We start from the raw sequence: 17,938 nt of genomic DNA, 5'->3' as shown, positions 1-17,938 counted from the left end.
CCGGGCATCCTCCCCGCCTCCCGCCGGGCGCGCCGCCTCCGCATTCACCGAGCGTTCACGAGCCCTCGCCGACCCCCCGGGTATTCTGGGGCTCGTGCCGGTGTGGGGGTGGGTTCTTCTCGTGGGCGCGGCCGTCGCCGTGTCCATCCTCGCTCACGCCCGAGGATGGATCGATCTGAGCGACAAGTCGCGCCGCGGCGGCTCCGGCCCCGGGGTGCTCGGCATCGGCGACGAGGTCTTCCACCCGACCCGCCACGAGGCGCAGGTCGAGCTCGATCGCCAGACCATCCTGCCCGCGCCGGCTCCGACCCCCGGCGACGGGCCCCAGGGCATCGTGGATGCTCCCGCCGACGCCCCCGGATACTCGGGTCGCCTCCGCATCGACGTCTCCGCCGACCGCTAGCGCACCGAGTCGCGCGCCGCGATCACGGGCGACCGTCAGCGGGTCGCGAGGTCCGCGTACTCGGGGTGGCGGCGCATCCACATCACCACGAAGGGGCACGAGGGCACGATGCGGTCGGTGCTCTCGGCGCGCAGGTGGTCGAGGATCGCCTGCACCATGTCGCCGCCGACGCCCTTGTTGCGCAGGAACGGCGGCACCTCGGCGTGGATCAGCCGCAGCTGCCCTGGCGCAGCGTCGTAGACGATGAAGCCCTGCAGCTCTCCGGCGGCGTCGTGCACCACGTAGCGGTCGGCGTCGGGCTCGTGCGTGACGGTGAGGCTCATGACGGGCACCCTACCCGCGCCGCCGGGGTTCCGTTTGATGGCATGATTCGCCTGTGCCTGAAGAAAACTCCGCCGCTCGCAGGCGTCTGCCTAAGGACCACCCGGTCGGCATCCGGTTCCTGGATGAGACCGGGTCAATCTCTTCCGATCGCTTTTTCGGGGTGGGGCTTGTCGTGATGTCAAACCCATCTCCAGTTCTCCGCGGGATCCAAAAGCTACGCGATTGAGAACACTGGTACAAAGAGTTCCACTTTGGCGAGGTCACTCGGGGTACCTTGCCGATCTACAAGAAGGTGGTCGATCTCTGTCTCGGCTCCAGCGACCTGAGCTTCTATTGCTTCATCGCCGACCGGACTCAGGCAGATCCCGTCGTGCGCTTTCGTGATCGATGGACCGCCTACGAGAAGATGGCAGAGCAACTGGTCCTCGCGAGCATCCAGAGTCCGACTATCGTCTCGGTACTCGCCGACAACTACAGCACTCCAGATGAGATCCTCTTCGAGGAGGAACTGCGGGCCGGCGTGAACCGGCGCTTGAACAGGCTGGCTGTGCTCAACGTCGTCCGACTTGACTCAAAATCCACGGACGGGCTACAAATCGTGGACTTGCTCACGTCTGCAGCAGTCTTCGAGTTTCGCGCTAACGCGGGCCTGGCCTCAGCTACAAGCGACAAGGGCGCTCTTGCAAAATACGTGCGTGACGTTCTCGGCGTCGACAGCCTGCTCAGTGGTTGGCGGCAAGGACCTCATAGTGTCCAGCTGTACGGTCATGGTCGATGGGACGGGTCTTCTGAGTCGGGAGACCTAGTGGTACACTAAATACTCCGGGTGTGGGCCTTTGGCCTATAGCCCGACCTCTTTAGAAGTGGCCCAGTCTTCGACTGGGCCACTTCTTTTTCTTGAGTTTGTACCTTCAACTGCGCGGGTCGGGCTACGCGCTCGCGCGCACCACGACGTCGGTGGGGAGGATGGCCGTGCGGCTGGTCTCCTCGCCGCGCAGGCGCTGGAGGAGCATCCGCGCCATCTGCTCGCCCATCTCCTCGCTCGGCTGCCGCACGGTCGTGAGCGGCACGCCCGCGGCGAGCGCGGCGGGGCTGTCGTCGAAGCCGAGCACCGCGATGTCGTCGGGCACGCGCACGCCGCGCTCGGCGAGCACCGAGAGGGCGCCGAGCGCCATGAGGTCGCTCGCGACGAAGATCGCGTCGAAGCCGCCGACGTCGAGCAGCTCGCGCGCCGCGCGCGATCCGCCGACCATCGTGAAGTCGCCGACCGCGCTCGGGCCCGGCTCGAGCCCCGCGGCGTCGAGCGCGCGGCGCCAGCCCTCGACCCGGTCGATGCCGGCGGGCATGTCGGTGGGTCCGGTGATCGTCGCGATTCGGGTGCGGCCGTGCTCGATCAGGTAGCGCACGCCCGCCTCGGCGGCGGCGGCGTTGTCGACGTCGACGAAGTAGGCGCCCGCGTCGGCGTCCGATCCGAGGGGGTGGCCGCCGAAGACGACGGGGATGCTTCCGCCGAGCTTCTCGAGGAACCGATCGCTCGAGTGGTGAGAGACGACGATCGCGCCGTCGACGCTTCCGCCGAGCAGGTAGTCGACGGTCTTCTGCGAGGGGCCGGGGTTGGCGAGGTGCAGGTTGAGCACGTAGTCCGAGGCGTCGAGCACGCGGCTGATGCCGCGCACGACCGCCGCGAAGTAGGGGTCGCCGAAGAACCGCGCGGTGTCCTCCGGCACGACGAGCGCGATCGCCATCGCGCGCCGGTTCGCGAGCGACCTCGCGGCGCGATTGGGGGTGTAGCCGAGTCGGAGGATGGCGGCCTGCACGGCCTCGACGGCATCCGGGCTGACCTTCGGCGAGGCGTTCACGACGCGCGACACCGTCGCGCGCGAGACGCCGGCCTCCGCGGCCACCATCTCGAGGGTCGGCGCCGTGCGCGCCTGACCCGTCTCGATCGTCATGCTCCGCAGTCTATTGAGGGGCGGCGTCGTGCCCGCGCACCCCGCGTTCGGCGATGACGCGCTGGTAGAGGCGCCCGCTCGACTTCACCGTCCGCTCCTGCGTGGCGTAGTCGACGCGCACGAGCCCGAAGCGCTTGTCGTAGCCCCAGGCCCACTCGTAGTTGTCCATGAGCGACCAGTAGAAGTAGCCGCGCACGTCGACGCCCGCGTCGATCGCGTCGAGCATCGCCGCGAGGTGCTGCTCGAGGAAGTCGGCGCGCTCGAGGTCGTCGACCTCGCCGTCGGGGCCGACGACGTCGTCGTAGGCGGCGCCGTTCTCGGTGACGTAGAGAACGGTGCCGGCCGGCTTCGCGTACTCGGAGTCGACGCGCACGAGCAGGCGCGTGAGACCCTCGGGCTGCACCTCCCACTGCATCGCGGTGACGGGCAGTCCGCGCGGGTGCCCGTGCACGCCCTGATCGACCGGGAAGGGCGAGCGCTTCGGGCGCTCGGAGGGTGCGGCGGGGGCGAGCGGAGTGCCCGTGTAGGGATGCCCGCTCACCGCCTCGCCGCGGTAGTAGTTGACCCCCAGCGCGTCGATGGGCGTGGCGATCGCGGCGAGATCGCCGTCGTGCACGGGCACGGTGACGCCGATGCCGGCCAGGTCGTCGACGATGTCGGCCGGGTACGCGCCGCGGAAGATCGGGTCGAGGAACCACCGGTTGTGCTGCCCGTCGAGCAGGCGCACCGCGTCGAGGTCGGCCGGGTCGTTCGCGTCGACGGGGTCGGCGACCGTCAGGTTGAGCGTGATGCCGAGCTGCAGCTCGGAGTCGCGGCGGCGCAGCTCCTGCACGGCGAGCCCGTGGCCGAGCAGCAGGTGGTGCGCGGCGTCGATCGAGGCCTGCGGGTCCTGCCGGCCGGGGGCGTGCTCGCCGCCGAGGTAGCCGAGGAAGGCGCTGCACCACGGCTCGTTGAGCGTCGTCCAGGCCCGGATGCGGTCGCCGAGCGCGTCGTGCACGAGGCCGGCGTACTCGACGAAGCGGTGCGCGGTGTCTCGCGTGGGCCAGCCGCCGGCCTCCTCGAGCGCCTGCGGGAGATCCCAGTGGTAGAGCGTCAGCCAGGGCTGGATGCCCGCCTCGAGCAGGTCGTCGACGAGGCGCGAGTAGAAGTCGAGGCCCGCCTTGTTGACGCCGCGACCGTCGGGCTGGACGCGCGCCCACGAGGTCGAGAAGCGATAGGTCTGGATGCCCAGCTCGCGCATCATCGCGACGTCCGAGCTCGAGCGGCGGTAGTGGTCGCACGCCGGCTCGCCGTCGTCGCCGTTCACGACGGCTCCCGGCACGCGGGCGAACGCGTCCCAGATGGAGTCGGTGCGGCCGTCGACGTGGGTCGATCCCTCGATCTGGAACGCCGCGGTCGCGACGCCGAACCGGAAGTCGGCGGGGAAGGCGCGCACGCCGGCGAGAGGCGCCGTGGTGGGCGCCGGGGTCGAGAGGGTCATCCCTTGACAGCTCCTTGCATGATGCCGCTGACCAGCTGGCGGCCGGCGACGACGAACAGGATCAGCAGCGGGATGGTCGACAGGATCACGCCGGCCATCACCACCGAGTAGTCCACGAAGTAGTTGCTCTGCAGCAGCGAGAGCGCGACGGGCAGCGTGGGGCTCTGCCGGTCGAGGACGATGAAGGGCCAGAAGAAGTTGGTCCACGTCGAGATGAAGACGAACAGGCCGAGCATCGCGGCGGCGGGGCGGGCGGCGGGCAGCGCGACCGACCAGAAGGTGCGGATCATGCTCGCGCCGTCGACGCGCGCGGCCTCGATGAGCTCGTAGGGCAGCGCCTGGCTGAGGTACTGCGTCATCCAGAACACGCCGAACGCGCTCACGATCGCCGGCAGGATGACCGCGCTGAGCGTGCCGGCGAGCTGCAGCTGGCTCATCGCGATGAACAGCGGCACGACGCCGAGCTGCGTCGGCACGGCCATCGTCGCGATGACGAAGATCAGCAGGCCATTGCGGCCGCGGAACCGCAGCTTCGCGAACGCGAACCCCGCGAGCGTCGAGAACCACACGACCGAGGCGGCGACGACCGTCGAGACGATGATCGAGTTGGTGATCGCCTTCCAGAAGTTGACGCTGTCGTTCTCGATGACGGCGGCGGCGTTGGCGAGGAAGTTGCCGCCCGGCCACCACACGATGTCTTGCCGCGTGATGGTCGAGGCGTCGCCTGATCCGATGAGGAAGGACCAGTAGAGCGGGAAGACCGAGCCCAGCAGCACGGCGATGAGGAAGCCGTAGGCCATCCACCCGGGGCGCTGACCGTTGACGAGCCGACGACGGCGAGGCGTGCGGCCGGCACGGCGGGCGGCCGAGCGCTCGGCGGGGGAGGACCCGCGCGGAGCATCCGCATCATCGGGCACAGGGGCGAGGGGGATGCTGGGTGCGCTCATCGGGCGAGCTCCTTCCGGGCGGCGCGGCGCTGCGATCGCGCGAGAACCTTCTCGGGGCTGTCGTTGCTCGCGATCGAGCGGGTGATGGCGAGGTTGATGAGCCCGACGATGACGATGATGAGGAACAGCAGCCAGGCCACGGCGGCGGCGCGGCCGAAGTTCAGCTGGCCCCAGCCGAGGTTGTACAGGTAGATCGTGATGGTCATCCACTGACCGGATGCTCCGCCCTGGCCGAACTGGTCGTACATGCGCGGCTCATCGAAGATCTGCAGGCCGCCGATCGTCGAGGTCACGATGACGAAGATGAGGGTCGGGCGCAGCTGGGGGATCGTGATGGAGAAGAACTGCCGCACGATGCCGGCGCCGTCGATCATGGCGGCCTCGTAGTAGTCGCGCGGGATGGCCTGCATCGCCGCGAGCAGGATGAGGGCGGTGTAGCCCGTCCAGCGGAAGTTGACCATCGTCGCGATCGCGAGGTGGCTCGGCAGGATCTCGGAGTGCCAGCCGATCGGGTCGAGCCCGAGGCGGCCGAGCATGTTGTTGATGAGGCCGTACTGGTCGCCGAACATGTTGCTGAAGATCAGCGCGACGGCGACGGGGGCGACGACGTAGGGCAGCAGCACGCCCATGCGCCAGAAGGTCTTGCCGCGCAGGTTGCGGTCGAGCACGGCGGCGATGAGCAGGGCGGCGATGACCTGCGGCACGGCCGAGATGAGGAAGATCGAGAAGGTGTTGCGCAGCGCGATCCAGAACTGGGGCTGGGCGAGCACGAAGGCGAAGTTGTCGAGGCCGACGAAGTCGCCCTGCCCGCCGATGAGGTTCCACTCGTGGACGGAGACCCACGCGGTGTAGAGCAGCGGGAAGAGGCCGACGATCGCGAAGAGGATGAAGAACGGCGAGATGTAGAGGTACGGCGAGAGCTTGAAGTCCCACCGCGAGAGCGTGTGCGAGAAGGCGATGCGCCGGGGCGAGCGGGCCGGGCGGGCTGCCGGCGGCGGGCTCAGGACCGTGCGCGTCGGGCGCGGGGCTGTCGTCGTCATGGGGGATGCTCCCGAGGGGTGAGTCGAGGGGTGGGGCCGCGCGTCGCGACGGTGCGCCGCGCGGCCCCTGGGGGTGGATGCGGCTCGGCTTAGCCGAGCGCGCTCACGTCGGCCACGAACTGCTCCCACGACGATTCGATCGTGTGGGTCTTGTCGGAGTCGACGCGGGTGAGCGCCTTCTGCATCGCGTCGTTGATGGGGAAGTACTTCACGCTCTTGAACGGAGCGACGTCGATCGCCTGCGAGCGCTCGATGAGGATCTCGCCCACGGGGGCGTCGTTGAAGTACGGGTTGGTCGCCGCGAGCAGGGTGTCGCTCTCGTAGGCGTCGACCTGGCTCGGGAAGGTGCCGGCGGCCTCGAAGGCCGCGAGCTGCTGCTCGGGCGCGGTGAGCCAGGCGGCGAACTTCGCCGCGGCCTCGGTGTTCTCGCCCTGGGCGGGGACGGTCAGGTACGAGCCGCCCCAGTTTCCGCCGCCGCCGGGGAAGACGTTCGCGACGTCCCAGCCCGTGACGTCGGGGGCGTTGCCGGAGATGACGCCGAGCATCCAGCCCGGGCAGAGCATCGTCGCGAAGGCGCCGTTGGCGAGCCCGGCGAACCAGTCGTCGCTCCACTGGCCGAGGTGGGCCGACTGCGTGGCGCTGGCCTCGAGGACCTGCTCGTAGATGCCCTTGACCTCGTCGTTCTCGGTCGCGATGACCGTGCCGTCCTCCTGCTCGTAGGCGAACTCGACCTGATTGATCATGCCCTGGTAGGTCGCGCCGGCCGAGTCGAACCAGGCCGCGCCGGTCGCGTCGACGTACTGCTGGCCGACCTCGAAGTAGCGGTCCCAGTCGCCGTCGAGGAGCTCGGCGACCTCGGCGCGGTCGGTCGGGAGGCCGGCGGCCTCGAAGAGGTCGCTGCGGTAGCAGACGGCCTCCGGGCCGATGTCGGTGCCGTAGGCGACGAGGCGGCCGTCGGCGTCGGTGGCGGCGTCCGTCTTCCAGTCGACCCAGCGGTCGGCGACGTCGTCGCTCGAGAGGTCGGTGAGCAGGTCGGAGTACTGCATCATCTCGGCGAACCAGTCGATCTCGACCGCCTCGACGTCGGCGAGACCGGAGCCCGCGCCGAGCTTGGTGAAGAAGTTGTCGCGGGCGTCGTTCGACGTCGCGGCCTTGTTGTGCACGATCGTGACGCCGGGGTTCTCGTCCTCGTACTGCTTCAGCAGCTCGTCGGTGTACCCGAAGTCGTTGAACGTCGCGAGGGTGAGGGTGATCTCACCGTCGCTCCCGCTGCCGGCGGGGTCGGCGTCGCCGGTGCTCGCGCAGCCGGTGGCGATGAGGGTCAGGGCCGTCGCGCCGGCGAGGGCGGCGGCCGCGGTGCTGCGGCGTCGTGAGATCTTCACGGTCACTCCTTTGTGCGTGGGGGTGGGGCGGGGTGGTGAGAGCGCTCTCATCAGCAGGGCGTGAGAGCGCTCTCACAATTGCGGCCACCGTAGGCCCGCCGTTGCAGAGATGTCAACAACGATTCTGGGATGCGTGTGAAATCCCCGGTCAGAGGGCTTCCTCCCGCGACGCCGCGGTCGGCGTGTCGCGGCCGCGGCTACACTCGGGCGCATGCCGCGCCACCCCTCCGTCCGCGCCCGTCAGGGGGTCATCGTGCTCGCCGTCGCGGTCGCCCTGAGCGGGTGCGCGCAGGGCGCGGGCCCGGGGGCGGAGGGGCCGTCGGCGACGGCCACGGGCATCCCCGCACCGGTGCAGTCGCCGACGGCGACCGCTGCTCCGACGCCGACGCCGGAGCCGTCGGCCGCCTTCGATCGCGCCGCGCGCTCGATCGACGACCCCGCGTCGCTGTGGGTCGTCGCCAACAAGCGGCGCCCGCTGCAGCCGCTCGACTTCGCGCCCGGCGATCTGCGCACGGCGGAGATCCCGTACGTGTACGAGCCGGTGCTGCGCGACGAGGCCGCGACCGCGGCCGAGCAGCTCGTCGCCGCGGCGGCCGCCGACGGCATCGCCCTCGCCGCGCAGAGCAGCTACCGCAGCTACGCGAGCCAGCAGCGCGTCTACGCCGGTTGGGTCGCGCAGCTCGGGCAGGAGGCCGCCGACCGGACGAGCGCCCGGCCCGGCCACAGCGAGCACCAGACGGGGCTTTCGATCGACTTCAGCGCGGTGCCGGCCGACTGCACGCTCGACCAGTGCTTCGCCGACACCGCTCAAGGGCGGTGGCTCGCCGAGAACGCCTGGCGCTTCGGCTTCCACCTGCGCTACCCGGAGGGAGCGACGCCCGTCACGGGGTACGAGTTCGAGCCGTGGCACTACCGGTACGTGGGGCCCGAGCTCGCGGCCGAGCTGCACGAGACGGGCATCCGCACCCTCGAGGAGTTCTTCGGCCTGCCGGCCGCGCCCGACTACGCGGGGTGACCGGCCGATCACAGTCCCGCAACGACCTCGTTCGCGTCAGCCGAAGCTGACTACGCTCGCCCGATGGCTACGACAAGAACCCATCACCGAATGCTCATCGCGGGCACTATGACGGCATCGCTGCTCGGGCTCGCCGGCTGCGCTCCGGACGTCTCGGAGCGCCTCGAGGATCTTGAGGCGGTCAACCTCGGCACCAATGCCGAGGTCGGGCCCGTGTCGTTCGACAACATGCTCGTCGTCACGCGCGGCGAGGGCGAGCCTGCGCGACTGATGGGGGTGCTGACCAACTTCTCCAACGAGACCATCGACGTCACGATTGCGGATGCCGACGACTCCACCGACGTCATGCTCTTGCCGGGCCAGCAGTTCGCCTTCCAAGAGAACGTCGTCGTTCTCGACACCGCGGATGACCGACCCGGCGCTCGTATCGAGCTCACGTTCACCGTCGAGGGCGAGACCGACTCGGCGCCCGTGCCGGTCAGGAACGGCACGCTCGAGTGGCTCGAGCCGTACATTCCCGCGGTGGCGTGAGGTTCGCCACCTGCCGAGGCGCCCTGCCGACCTTCAGCGGACCTCGGCCGCGATCCGCTCGACGATGAGCTCGACGATCGGTGTGGGCGTCGCGAGGATCATGCGCACATGGCCGGCACCGACCTCGCCGCACGCGCGCCCGTCGGTGAGCGCGATGCCGGCGCGCTCGCGCAGCCGCGTCGCGGGCTCATCGCCGAGACCGAGAGCGCGCACGTCGAGCCACGCGATGTAGGTGCCCTCCGGAGCGCGGTAGCCGACCTCGGGCATCAGCTCGGCCAGGCGCTCTCCGAGCACGCGGCGATTGCGGTCGTAGTAGGCGACGGTGTGGTCGAGCCAGTCGCGCCCGTCGCGGTAGGCGACCGTGTTGGCGATCACTCCGAGGGTGCTCGCGCCGTGGCTCGCGAGGGGCCCGAGGGCCTCCCACGTCTTCTCGGCGGCGTCGCTCGACGTGATGAGCTGCGCGGTCTTCAGGCCCGGCAGGTTCCAGGCCTTCGACGCCGAGACCGCCGTGACGGCGTGCCCGGCGGCGACCTCCGAGATGCTCGCGTAGGGCACGTGATGCGCGCCGTCGAAGACGATCGGCGCGTGGATCTCGTCGGCGAACACCGTCGCTCCGTGCCGCTCGACGACCTCGCTGAGCGCCTCGAGCTCGGCGCGCTCGAACACGCGCCCTCCCGGGTTGAGCGGGTTGCACAGCACGACCACGCCTGCCCCGTCGGCGAGAGCCTCCTCGATCGCGACGAGGTCGAGCGTCTGCCGGCCTGCGTGCGCGGCGAGCGGAACCTCGATGACCTCCCGGCCCAGCGCGATCGGCACGGTGAGGAACGGCATGTACGCCGGGGTGGGCACCACGACCGCCGAGCCCGCCCGCGAGTAGTGCTCGATCGTCAGCTCGAGGCCGCTGATGACGTCGGCGATCGGGTGCACGCGGCTCGACGGCACGCTCCAGTCGAAGCGCTCGCGCATCAGCCTGGCCGTCTCGCGCGACATCTCGCGGCCGATCGCGGGCGGCAGGTAGCCGAGCTGGCCCGCGTCGATCGCGGCGTGCAGGGCGGATGCCACGGCCGGAGCCGTGCCGAGGTCCGACTCGGCGACCCACGCGCCGACCGTGCCGGGGTGCATCGACCACTTCATGCCGCCGCGCGCGGAGAGCTCGTCGGGGGTCAGCGCATCCCACCGCGCGAAGAGCGCCGCGCGCTCGGCGGCGAGCGCGGGGTCGAGGGCCGGGGCGGGGGGCTCGGCGCGGTCGAGGCCCGCACCGGCCGACTCAGCGGAGGGCGGCATCGACGATCGCCTTCGCCTCGCTCTGGACCTGCCGCAGGTGATCCTCGCCGCGGAAGGACTCAGCGTAGATCTTGTACACGTCCTCCGTGCCGCTCGGCCGCGCCGCGAACCACGCGTTCTCGGTGACGACCTTCACGCCGCCGATCGCGGCGCCGTTGCCCGGCGCCTCCGACAGGCGGGCCGTGATGGGCTCACCGGCCAGCTCGTCGGCCGCGATCGCATCGCCCGACAGCTTCGAGAGCTTCGCCTTCTGCTCCTTGGTGGCCGCGGCATCCACCCGCTGGTAGGCGGGCGCGCCGTACCTCTCGGTGAGCCCGACGTAGAGCTGCGACGGCGTCGACCCGGTGACGGCGGTGATCTCGCTCGCGAGCAGGGCGAGCAGGATGCCGTCCTTGTCGGTCGTCCAGACGCTGCCGTCGCGGCGCACGAAGCTCGCGCCCGCGCTCTCCTCGCCGCCGAACCCGACCGAGCCGTCGATGAGGCCCGGCACGAACCACTTGAAGCCGACCGGCACCTCGTGCAGTCGGCGGCCGAGACCGGCGGCCACGCGGTCGATCATCGAGCTCGAGACGAGCGTCTTGCCGATCGCCGCGTCGGCGCGCCACTCGGGCCGGTGCGTGTAGAGGTACTCGATCGCGACGGCGAGGTAGTGGTTGGGGTTCATGAGTCCGCCGTCGGGCGTGACGATGCCGTGCCGGTCGGCGTCGGCGTCGTTGCCGGTGAGCACCGCGTAGTCGTCCCGGTGGGCGAGCACGCTCGCCATGGCGCTCGGGCTCGACGGGTCCATCCGGATCTTCTCGTCCCAGTCGAGCGTCATGAACGCCCATGCCGGGTCGACGAACGGGTTCACGACCGTCAGGTCGAGGCCGTAGTGCTCGGCGATGAACTGCCAGTACTCGACGCTCGCGCCGCCGAGCGGATCGGCGCCGATGCGCAGGCCTGCCTCGCGGATGCGATCGATGTCGAGGATGTACGCGAGGTCGGAGACGTAGTGCAGCCGGTAGTCGTAGGCGTGCGTCTCGATCGCGGCACCGCGCTTCACGTCGCGCGAGCCGTCGGCGATGATCGCGTTGGCCCGGTCGGCGATCCAGTTCGTCGCGTCGGAGTCGGCCGGGCCGCCGTGCGGCGGGTTGTACTTGAAGCCGCCGTCGCGGGGCGGGTTGTGGCTCGGCGTGATGACGATGCCGTCGGCGTCGGCGAGGCCGCTGCGGTTGTGGGTGATGATCGCGTGACTGAGCGCGGGGGTCGGCACGTAGCCGTCGTTCGCGTCGACGAACGCCGCGACGCCGTTGGCGGCGAGCACCTCGAGCGCCGTCCGCTGCGCCGGGATCGACAGCGCGTGCGTGTCGGCGCCGACGAAGATCGGCCCGCTCGTGCCCTGGGTCGCGCGGTACTCCACGATCGCCTGCGTGATCGCGGCGATGTGGGTGTCGGTGAAGGCGCCGTCGAGGCTCGAGCCGCGGTGACCGCTCGTGCCGAAGACCACGCGCTGCGCCGGGTCGTCGAGGTCCGGGACCCGATCGTGGTACGCCGCGAGCAGCGCGTCGACGTCGACGAGGTCGGAGGACTGGGCGGGGGTTCCGGCGCGGGTCATGCGCTCATCCAACCACCGCGGGCGGCGCCGGGCACAGTGTCTCGCGGGCTCCTCGCAGTCGCGCCCCGTCGACCAAATGAAGGGCGCCCGGGCGTGAGCACCCTCGCCGCGGCCCACGGCATCCGCCGGGGCCCTCGGCATCCGCCTCGTCGACCGACCCCGTCCCCGATCGGCACCGCCGCCCGCGCGGCCGCCCGCGACCCCGCCCGTAGACTGCGGAGCATGAGCGCCGCCCCCGACAGCCCGCCCGCCTACAGCTACCTGGGCCCCGTCGGCACGTTCACGTGGGAGGCCCTCCGCCAGGTCCCCGAGGCCGAGGGCGCCGTGTGGCGCAGCGTCGCGAACGTCGGCGAGGCGTTCGACGACGTCATGACGGGGCGCAGCGTCGCGGCCATGATCGCGATCGAGAACTCCGTCGAGGGCGGGGTGAGCGCCACCCAGGACGCCCTCGCGACCATCCCGGGCCTGCGCATCATCGGCGAGTACCTGGTGCCCGTGAACTTCGTGCTGGTCGCCCGGCCGGGCACCCGCATCGAGGATGTCCGGGTCGTGTCCGCGCACCCGGTCGCCTACGCGCAGTGCCGTCGCTTCCTCGAATCGGCCATCCCCAGTCACGGGCACATCCCGGCCGCCTCGAACGTCGCCGCGGCCGCGGGACTGCTGGAGTCGGCGCTCGCCGAGGCCGCCGTCGCGCCGCCCGGCATCACCGAGCATCACGATCTGGAGGTGCTCGCCGAGTCGATCGGCGACAACCCTAACGCCGTGACGCGCTTCGTGCTCGTGAGCCGCACGCTCGGCCTGCCCGAGCGCACCGGGGCCGATAAGACGAGCGTCATCGTCGAGCTGCCCGACAACGCGCCGGGCCGCCTGCTGGAGATGCTCGAGCAGTTCGCGACGCGCGGCGTCAACATGAGCCTCATCGAGTCGCGGCCCATCGGCGACGCTCTCGGCCGCTATCGCTTCGTCATCGATCTCGACGGGCATGTGCGCGACGAGCGCGTCGCCGACGCCCTGCTCGGTCTCAAGCGGTTCAGCCCGAACGTGATGTTCCTCGGCTCCTACCCGCGCGCGGACCAGCAGCAGATCGAGGTCGTCTCGCAGTACGGCGACGACGTCTTCATGGATGCCCGCGGCTGGCTCCGCGGCATCCTCAGCGGCGAGGCCCCGGCCTAGACGTCCTCGCCGAGCGTCGCGGGAACGCCCGAGTCGGAGCGCTGCGGCTCGCCGATGTCGGCGGCGGCGGCGCGGCCCTGGTGCTCGACCTCGATCTGCTTCGCCTCCGCCTCCGCCTCGGCGTCGGGCTTGGCCGAGTGCACGTCGGCGTCGCGCGGAACGCGCACGATGAGCGAGGCGGGGTCGACGCTCACGGCGAGCTGGACGATGCTGCCCATCTCCTCGCCGTCGATCTCGAACTCCTCCGGCCCGCGGAAGCGGAGGTCGCCGCGGCGGCCCTGGAAGTAGCGCAGCGGGCGGACGCTCCTGTCGGCGGCGATGAGCCGGCGACCGAACCGCGTCTTGCGCAGGACGCCGTTCTCCCAGATGACGGTCGTGCCGATGCGGATCCAGCCGAGGACGTTCTTGGGGCGCATCGCGACGATGTCGATGAGGCCGTCGTCGATCTTGGCGTCGGGGAGGATCGGCACGTTGCCCGGCAGGATGCCGCAGTTGCCGATGAGGAGGGTGCTCACGGTCGTCGACCGGCTCGTCGCGCCGTCGAGCGAGTAGGTGACGCGCAGCGCGTTGACGTCCTTGAAGATGCGCGCGACCGCCTCGACGTATGCGAGCCAGCCCACCTTCTTCTTCAGCTCGGGGTTGGTCGCGGCGATCATCTTGGCGTCGAGGCCGACGCCGACCATGACGACGAACACGTGCGTCGAGGCTTCGCCGTCGCCGTCGACGATGTCGGCGACCCCGACGTCGATCGCGCGGTCGGCGCCCGCGAAGGCCGTCTGCACCGAGCCGGTGAGGTCGTTGAGCGTCAGGTCGAGGTTGCGGGCGAGAAGGTTTCCGGTGCCGGCGGGCAGCAGGGCGACCGGGGTGCCCGTGCCGCGCAGCCCCTCGGCCACGGCGCGGACGGTGCCGTCGCCTCCGGCGGCGAGCACGACGTCGACGCCCTCGTCGACGGCGGTGCGCGCCTGCCCCGCACCCGGGTCGTCGACGCTGGTCTCGATCCAGAGCGATGCGGCCCAGCCGTGCTCGGACTCGGCGGCGGCGACCGCCGTGCGCAGGGCATCCTCATCGATCTTGATCGGGTTGTAGACGATGGCCGCGCGGGCGCGCGCGGAATCGGCGCGAGGGGTGCTCATGGTCGTCAGGCTAGAGCATCGGGGCCCGGTGGGCGCAGGGGTCGCGCGCCGAGCGCGTGCCAGACTAGGGGAGTGATCGACCCCCAGCTGCTGCGTGAGAACCCCGACGTCGTCTCGGCCTCCCAGCGGGCGAGGCGATCGTCGGTCGAGCTCGTCGACGAGGCCGTCGCCGCCGACCGCGCCCGGCGTGAGGCGATCACCGCCTTCGAGGCGCTGCGGGCCGAGCAGAACGCGCACGGCAAGCGCGTCGCGCAGGCGCCCAAGGAGGAGAAGGCCGCGCTCGTCGCCGCCGCTCAGGAGCTCTCGGCGCGCGTCAAGGCCGCCCAGCTCGCCGCCACCGAGGCCGACGAGGCGTTCACGCGCATCGCCGGATCCATCCCGAACGTCGTGCTGCCCGGCGTGCCCGAGGGCGGGGAGGACGACTTCGTCACCCTCCGCGAGGTCGGGCAGAAACCAGTCTTCGACTTCGAGCCGCGCGACCACCTCGCCCTCGGCGAGCTGCTCGACGCGATCGACATGCCGCGCGGCGTCAAGGTCTCCGGCTCGCGCTTCTACTTCCTCAAGGGCGTCGGCGCGCGCCTCGAGCTCGCGCTCATGAACCTCGCCCTCGACCGGGCGCTCGAGGCCGGCTTCACGCCCCTCATCACCCCGACGCTCGTGAAGCCCGAGATCATGAGCGGCACCGGGTTCCTCGGCGCGCACGCCGACGAGATCTACCACCTGCCGGCCGACGACCTCTACCTCACGGGAACGAGCGAGGTCGCGCTCGCCGGCTACCACGCGGGCGAGATCATCGACGTGTCGGCCGGGCCGCTGCGCTACGCCGGCTGGTCGACCTGCTACCGCCGCGAGGCCGGCAGCTACGGGCGCGACACCCGCGGCATCATCCGCGTGCACCAGTTCCAGAAGCTCGAGATGTTCACCTACATCGACCCCGCGCACGCGGAGGCCGAGCACGAGCGCCTTCTGGCGCTCCAGGAGGGGATGCTCCAGGCGCTGGGCCTCGCCTACCGCGTCATCGACACGGCGGCCGGCGATCTCGGCACGAGCGCCGCGCGCAAGTTCGACGTCGAGGCGTGGGTGCCGACGCAGGGCGCGTACCGCGAGCTCACGAGCACGAGCAACTGCACGACCTTCCAGGCCCGACGCCTCGATACCCGCTTCCGTCAGGAGGACGGGAGGACCGCCCCCGTCGCGACGCTCAACGGCACGCTCGCCACGACGCGCTGGATCGTCGCCATCCTGGAGGCCCACCAGCGCGCCGACGGGTCGGTCGCCGTGCCCGAGGCGCTGCAGCCCTACCTCGGCGGCCTCGCCGTTCTGGAGCCGACCGCGTGAGCGCGGCGACGAGCGACCCCGCGGCGAGCATCCCCGCCGGTGACCGCTGGCTCGTCGCGCTCGACATCGACGGCACCGTCCTGCACGAGGACGGCACGCTGTCGGAGGCGGTCCGGCGCGAGGTGCACCGCGTGCGCGACGCCGGCCACGAGGTCATGCTCGCTACGGGCCGCTCGGTCGCGATGACCCTGCCCGTGCTCGAGCGCCTCGACATCGCGCCCGACTACGTCGTGTGCTCCAACGGAGCGATCACGCTCCGGCGGGACCCGGAGGCCCCCACGGGGTACCGGCGCCACCGCGTCGAGACGTTCGATGCGACGGACGTCCTCACGCGCATCCGCCCGCATCTGAGTCAGGCGAACTACGCCGTCGAGGACGAGACGGGCGTCTACCGCTACACGGGCTGGTTCCCGGACGGCGCGCTCGGTGCGATCAGCCATGAGGTGCCGTTCGAGGAGCTCTGCGCCGAGCCCGCGACGCGCGTCGTCGTGATCTCGCCCGGCCACGCGATGTCGGAGTTCCTCGCCGCCGTCGAGCTCATGGGCCTGCATCAGGTCAGCTACAACGTCGGCTGGACGGCCTGGCTCGACATCGCGCCCGACGGCGTCAACAAGTCCACGGCCCTCGAGCGCGTGCGGGATGCCCTCGGCATTCCCGGGGAGCGCGTCATGACCGTGGGCGACGGCCGCAATGACATCGAGATGCTCGCGTGGGCCGCGGGTCTCGGCGGCCGCGGCGTCGCCATGGGTCAGGCCCCGCCCGAGGTCGTCGAGGCGGCCTCCGAGGTCACCGAGCGCGACACCGCCGACGGGCTCGCTCGCGCCCTCGCGAGCCTGCGCTCCGCGGGTGCCCCTCGTTCGGGAGCAGACCGACCAGGCGATTCTTAGCCGGTCTCGGGCTAGAATCGCACTTTGGTGTCCAAGGAGGGCTGTCCGAGCGGCCGATGGAGCTGGTCTTGAAAACCAGTGGGCAGAGATGTCTCGTGGGTTCGAATCCCACGCCCTCCGCCGCGACGGCGTCAGCGCCGTGCCCGGGGGAGTGCGAATGACGGAGCGAGTGCGGGATCGGTCGATCCGCTCGTTGCCGACGGCGCACGTCCGTCACGGGCGCCTGCGCCGGTCGTCCGCGTGGCGGACCGCGCTCGCCGTCATCTCCTCCGCGCTCGCGATCGTGCTCGTCAGCGGCGTCTCCGTCGCCGCCATCACGCTCACCCAGCTCGACGCCAACATCGACGAGGTGGTCCTGACGGGCGCGAACGGCGAGGAGCGCGTGATCCCCACGGTCGGTGAGTGGGAGGGCGGATTCAACGTCCTCATCGTCGGCGTCGACAACGCCGAGGGCCAGCGCGACGAGGCCGAGCGCGACGGCGCCACGCTCAACGACGTCAACATCCTCGTCCACGTCGCGGAGGACCAGCAGTCCGCCGTCGCGGTGTCGATCCCGCGCGACCTCGTCGTGCCGATCCCCGAGTGCCCGCTGCCCGACGGGCGCACCTCCTACGCGATGAGCGCGCAGCCGTTCAACGCGGCGTACGGCGTCGGCGGCCTCAACTGCGTCGTGCTCGCGGCGGAAGCGCTGACGGGCCTCGAGATCCCCTACGCCGGCACGATCTCCTTCGACGGCGTCGCGATGATGTCGACCGCCGTCGGCGGCGTCGACGTGTGCATCGACGCGCCCATCGACGACCCGTACACCGGTCTCGACCTCCCGACCGCGGGAACCCACACGGTCGAGGGCTACACGGCGCTCGCGTTCCTCCGCACGCGGCACGGCGTCGGTGACGGCTCCGACCTCAGCCGCATCTCCAGCCAGCAGGTCTACATGTCCTCGCTCATGCGCACGCTGCAGAGCGGCGGCACGCTCACCGACCCGAGCAAGCTCTACGGCCTCGCCCAGGTCGCGACGAAGGCGATGTCGCTGTCGTCGAGCCTCGCGAGCCTCGACACGATGGTCTCGATGGCCCTCGTGCTCAAGGACATCCCGACCGAGCGCATCACCTTCGTGCAGTACCCGGCGACGACCGGCCTCGACGGGGTGTACGCCAACAAGGCGGCGCCCGTGGAGTACCTCGCCGAGCAGCTGTTCGAGAAGATCCGCGCCGACGAGCCGTTCCTGCTCGCGGAGGACGCCACCGGAAACGGCGCCGCGCTCGACCCCAACGCGCCCGCCGCGCCCGAGCCCGCCCCGAGCGAGACCGCGACCGCCGAGCCCGCGCCGAGCGCCTCCCCGACCGTCCCGCCGCTGCCCGGCGAGGAGCCCGCCGAGGCCGAGGTGCTCGAGGGCGTGCTCGGCCAGACCGCCGCGCAGCAGACCTGCTCGGTCGCGAACTGAGGCGGGTCGCG

The 17,938-nt window shown here is 71.0% G+C and carries 17 protein-coding genes and 1 tRNA gene; 9 read left to right on the top strand and 9 right to left on the bottom strand.

Annotation, left to right across the window (positions count from 1 at the left end; translation table 11 throughout):
• The first annotated feature begins 94 nt into the window (after nt 1-94).
• A complete protein-coding gene (locus ASG83_RS04140; RefSeq protein WP_156376714.1) occupies nt 95-403 on the top strand; it encodes a hypothetical protein in 309 nt (102 codons plus the stop codon).
• A gap of 35 nt (nt 404-438) precedes the next feature.
• Here ASG83_RS04140 and ASG83_RS04135 read toward each other — a convergent pair whose 3' ends face one another.
• Entirely contained in the window at nt 439-726 is a 288-nt protein-coding gene (locus tag ASG83_RS04135) for a GNAT family N-acetyltransferase (protein WP_055857483.1), read from the bottom strand.
• 275 nt (nt 727-1,001) lie between these two features.
• Here ASG83_RS04135 and ASG83_RS04130 point away from each other — a divergent pair, with 275 nt between their 5' ends.
• A complete protein-coding gene (locus ASG83_RS04130) occupies nt 1,002-1,544 on the top strand; it encodes a hypothetical protein (protein ID WP_055857481.1) in 543 nt (180 codons plus the stop codon).
• Nucleotides 1,545-1,656: 112 nt separating this feature from the next.
• Here the strand turns inward: ASG83_RS04130 and ASG83_RS04125 are convergent, their stop codons facing one another.
• From ASG83_RS04125 to ASG83_RS04105, 5 genes are all read right to left on the bottom strand, one after another.
• Nucleotides 1,657-2,679, bottom strand: a complete 1,023-nt coding sequence (locus tag ASG83_RS04125; protein ID WP_055857479.1) for a LacI family DNA-binding transcriptional regulator — start codon at nt 2,677-2,679, stop codon at nt 1,657-1,659.
• 10 nt (nt 2,680-2,689) lie between these two features.
• Entirely contained in the window at nt 2,690-4,159 is a 1,470-nt protein-coding gene (locus ASG83_RS04120) for a GH1 family beta-glucosidase (RefSeq protein WP_055857477.1), read from the bottom strand.
• A complete protein-coding gene (locus ASG83_RS04115) occupies nt 4,156-5,106 on the bottom strand; it encodes a carbohydrate ABC transporter permease (protein ID WP_055857475.1) in 951 nt (316 codons plus the stop codon). The genes ASG83_RS04120 and ASG83_RS04115 overlap by 4 nt, the downstream gene beginning before the upstream one ends.
• Nucleotides 5,103-6,146 (bottom strand): carbohydrate ABC transporter permease, encoded by a 1,044-nt coding sequence (locus ASG83_RS04110; protein ID WP_055857473.1) that lies wholly within the window; start codon nt 6,144-6,146, stop codon nt 5,103-5,105. Before ASG83_RS04110 ends, ASG83_RS04115 begins: the two co-directional genes overlap by 4 nt.
• Nucleotides 6,147-6,235: 89 nt before the next feature.
• The gene (locus ASG83_RS04105) at nt 6,236-7,528 is read right to left on the bottom strand and encodes an ABC transporter substrate-binding protein (RefSeq protein WP_235451374.1); all 1,293 of its coding nucleotides are present in this window, start codon (nt 7,526-7,528) and stop codon (nt 6,236-6,238) included.
• A 211-nt stretch (nt 7,529-7,739) separates the two neighbouring features.
• On the opposite strand from ASG83_RS04105, the gene ASG83_RS04100 reads away from it, so the two are divergent.
• Together ASG83_RS04100 and ASG83_RS04095 are read left to right on the top strand one after the other, a co-directional pair.
• Nucleotides 7,740-8,543 (top strand): D-alanyl-D-alanine carboxypeptidase family protein, encoded by an 804-nt coding sequence (locus tag ASG83_RS04100; RefSeq protein ID WP_055857471.1) that lies wholly within the window; start codon nt 7,740-7,742, stop codon nt 8,541-8,543.
• Between the two features lie 63 nt (nt 8,544-8,606).
• Nucleotides 8,607-9,074: a hypothetical protein gene (locus ASG83_RS04095; protein ID WP_156710940.1), complete on the top strand. Its 468-nt coding sequence runs from the start codon at nt 8,607-8,609 to the stop codon at nt 9,072-9,074.
• A gap of 33 nt (nt 9,075-9,107) precedes the next feature.
• On the opposite strand, the gene ASG83_RS04090 is transcribed toward ASG83_RS04095, so the two are convergent.
• A complete protein-coding gene (locus ASG83_RS04090; RefSeq protein ID WP_082599070.1) occupies nt 9,108-10,358 on the bottom strand; it encodes a MalY/PatB family protein in 1,251 nt (416 codons plus the stop codon).
• A complete protein-coding gene (gene pgm, locus ASG83_RS04085) occupies nt 10,342-11,952 on the bottom strand; it encodes a phosphoglucomutase (alpha-D-glucose-1,6-bisphosphate-dependent) (protein WP_055857467.1) in 1,611 nt (536 codons plus the stop codon). Before pgm ends, ASG83_RS04090 begins: the two co-directional genes overlap by 17 nt.
• Before the next feature lie 222 nt (nt 11,953-12,174).
• Between pgm and pheA the strand changes: the two genes are divergently transcribed.
• Nucleotides 12,175-13,125 carry a prephenate dehydratase gene (gene pheA, locus ASG83_RS04080; RefSeq protein ID WP_055857465.1) on the top strand — a complete coding sequence of 317 codons (951 nt, stop codon included), beginning with the start codon at nt 12,175-12,177 and terminating at the stop codon, nt 13,123-13,125.
• Here the strand turns inward: pheA and ASG83_RS04075 are convergent.
• A complete protein-coding gene (locus ASG83_RS04075) occupies nt 13,122-14,258 on the bottom strand; it encodes a diacylglycerol kinase family protein (protein ID WP_082599068.1) in 1,137 nt (378 codons plus the stop codon). The two genes, pheA and ASG83_RS04075, sit on opposite strands and share 4 nt — an antisense overlap.
• A gap of 72 nt (nt 14,259-14,330) precedes the next feature.
• Here ASG83_RS04075 and serS point away from each other — a divergent pair, with 72 nt between their 5' ends.
• From serS to ASG83_RS04055, 4 genes are all read left to right on the top strand, one after another.
• Complete coding sequence (gene serS / locus ASG83_RS04070) at nt 14,331-15,596, top strand: serine--tRNA ligase (RefSeq protein WP_055857463.1); 1,266 nt, start codon at nt 14,331-14,333, stop codon at nt 15,594-15,596.
• Nucleotides 15,593-16,483, top strand: coding sequence for an HAD family hydrolase (locus ASG83_RS04065; protein WP_235451375.1), 891 nt, complete (start codon nt 15,593-15,595; stop codon nt 16,481-16,483). Before serS ends, ASG83_RS04065 begins: the two co-directional genes overlap by 4 nt.
• Nucleotides 16,484-16,518: 35 nt before the next feature.
• Nucleotides 16,519-16,603 (top strand) — tRNA-Ser (locus tag ASG83_RS04060).
• Between the two features lie 37 nt (nt 16,604-16,640).
• Nucleotides 16,641-17,927 carry an LCP family protein gene (locus ASG83_RS04055; RefSeq protein ID WP_055859236.1) on the top strand — a complete coding sequence of 429 codons (1,287 nt, stop codon included), beginning with the start codon at nt 16,641-16,643 and terminating at the stop codon, nt 17,925-17,927.
• The last annotated feature ends 11 nt before the right edge of the window (nt 17,928-17,938 follow it).

Source organism: Yonghaparkia sp. Soil809, from assembly GCF_001429705.1.
Classification (GTDB): domain Bacteria; phylum Actinomycetota; class Actinomycetes; order Actinomycetales; family Microbacteriaceae; genus Microcella.
The sequence above is the reverse complement of the archived record's forward strand: the minus strand, read 5'-3'. Positions and strand labels throughout refer to the sequence as shown.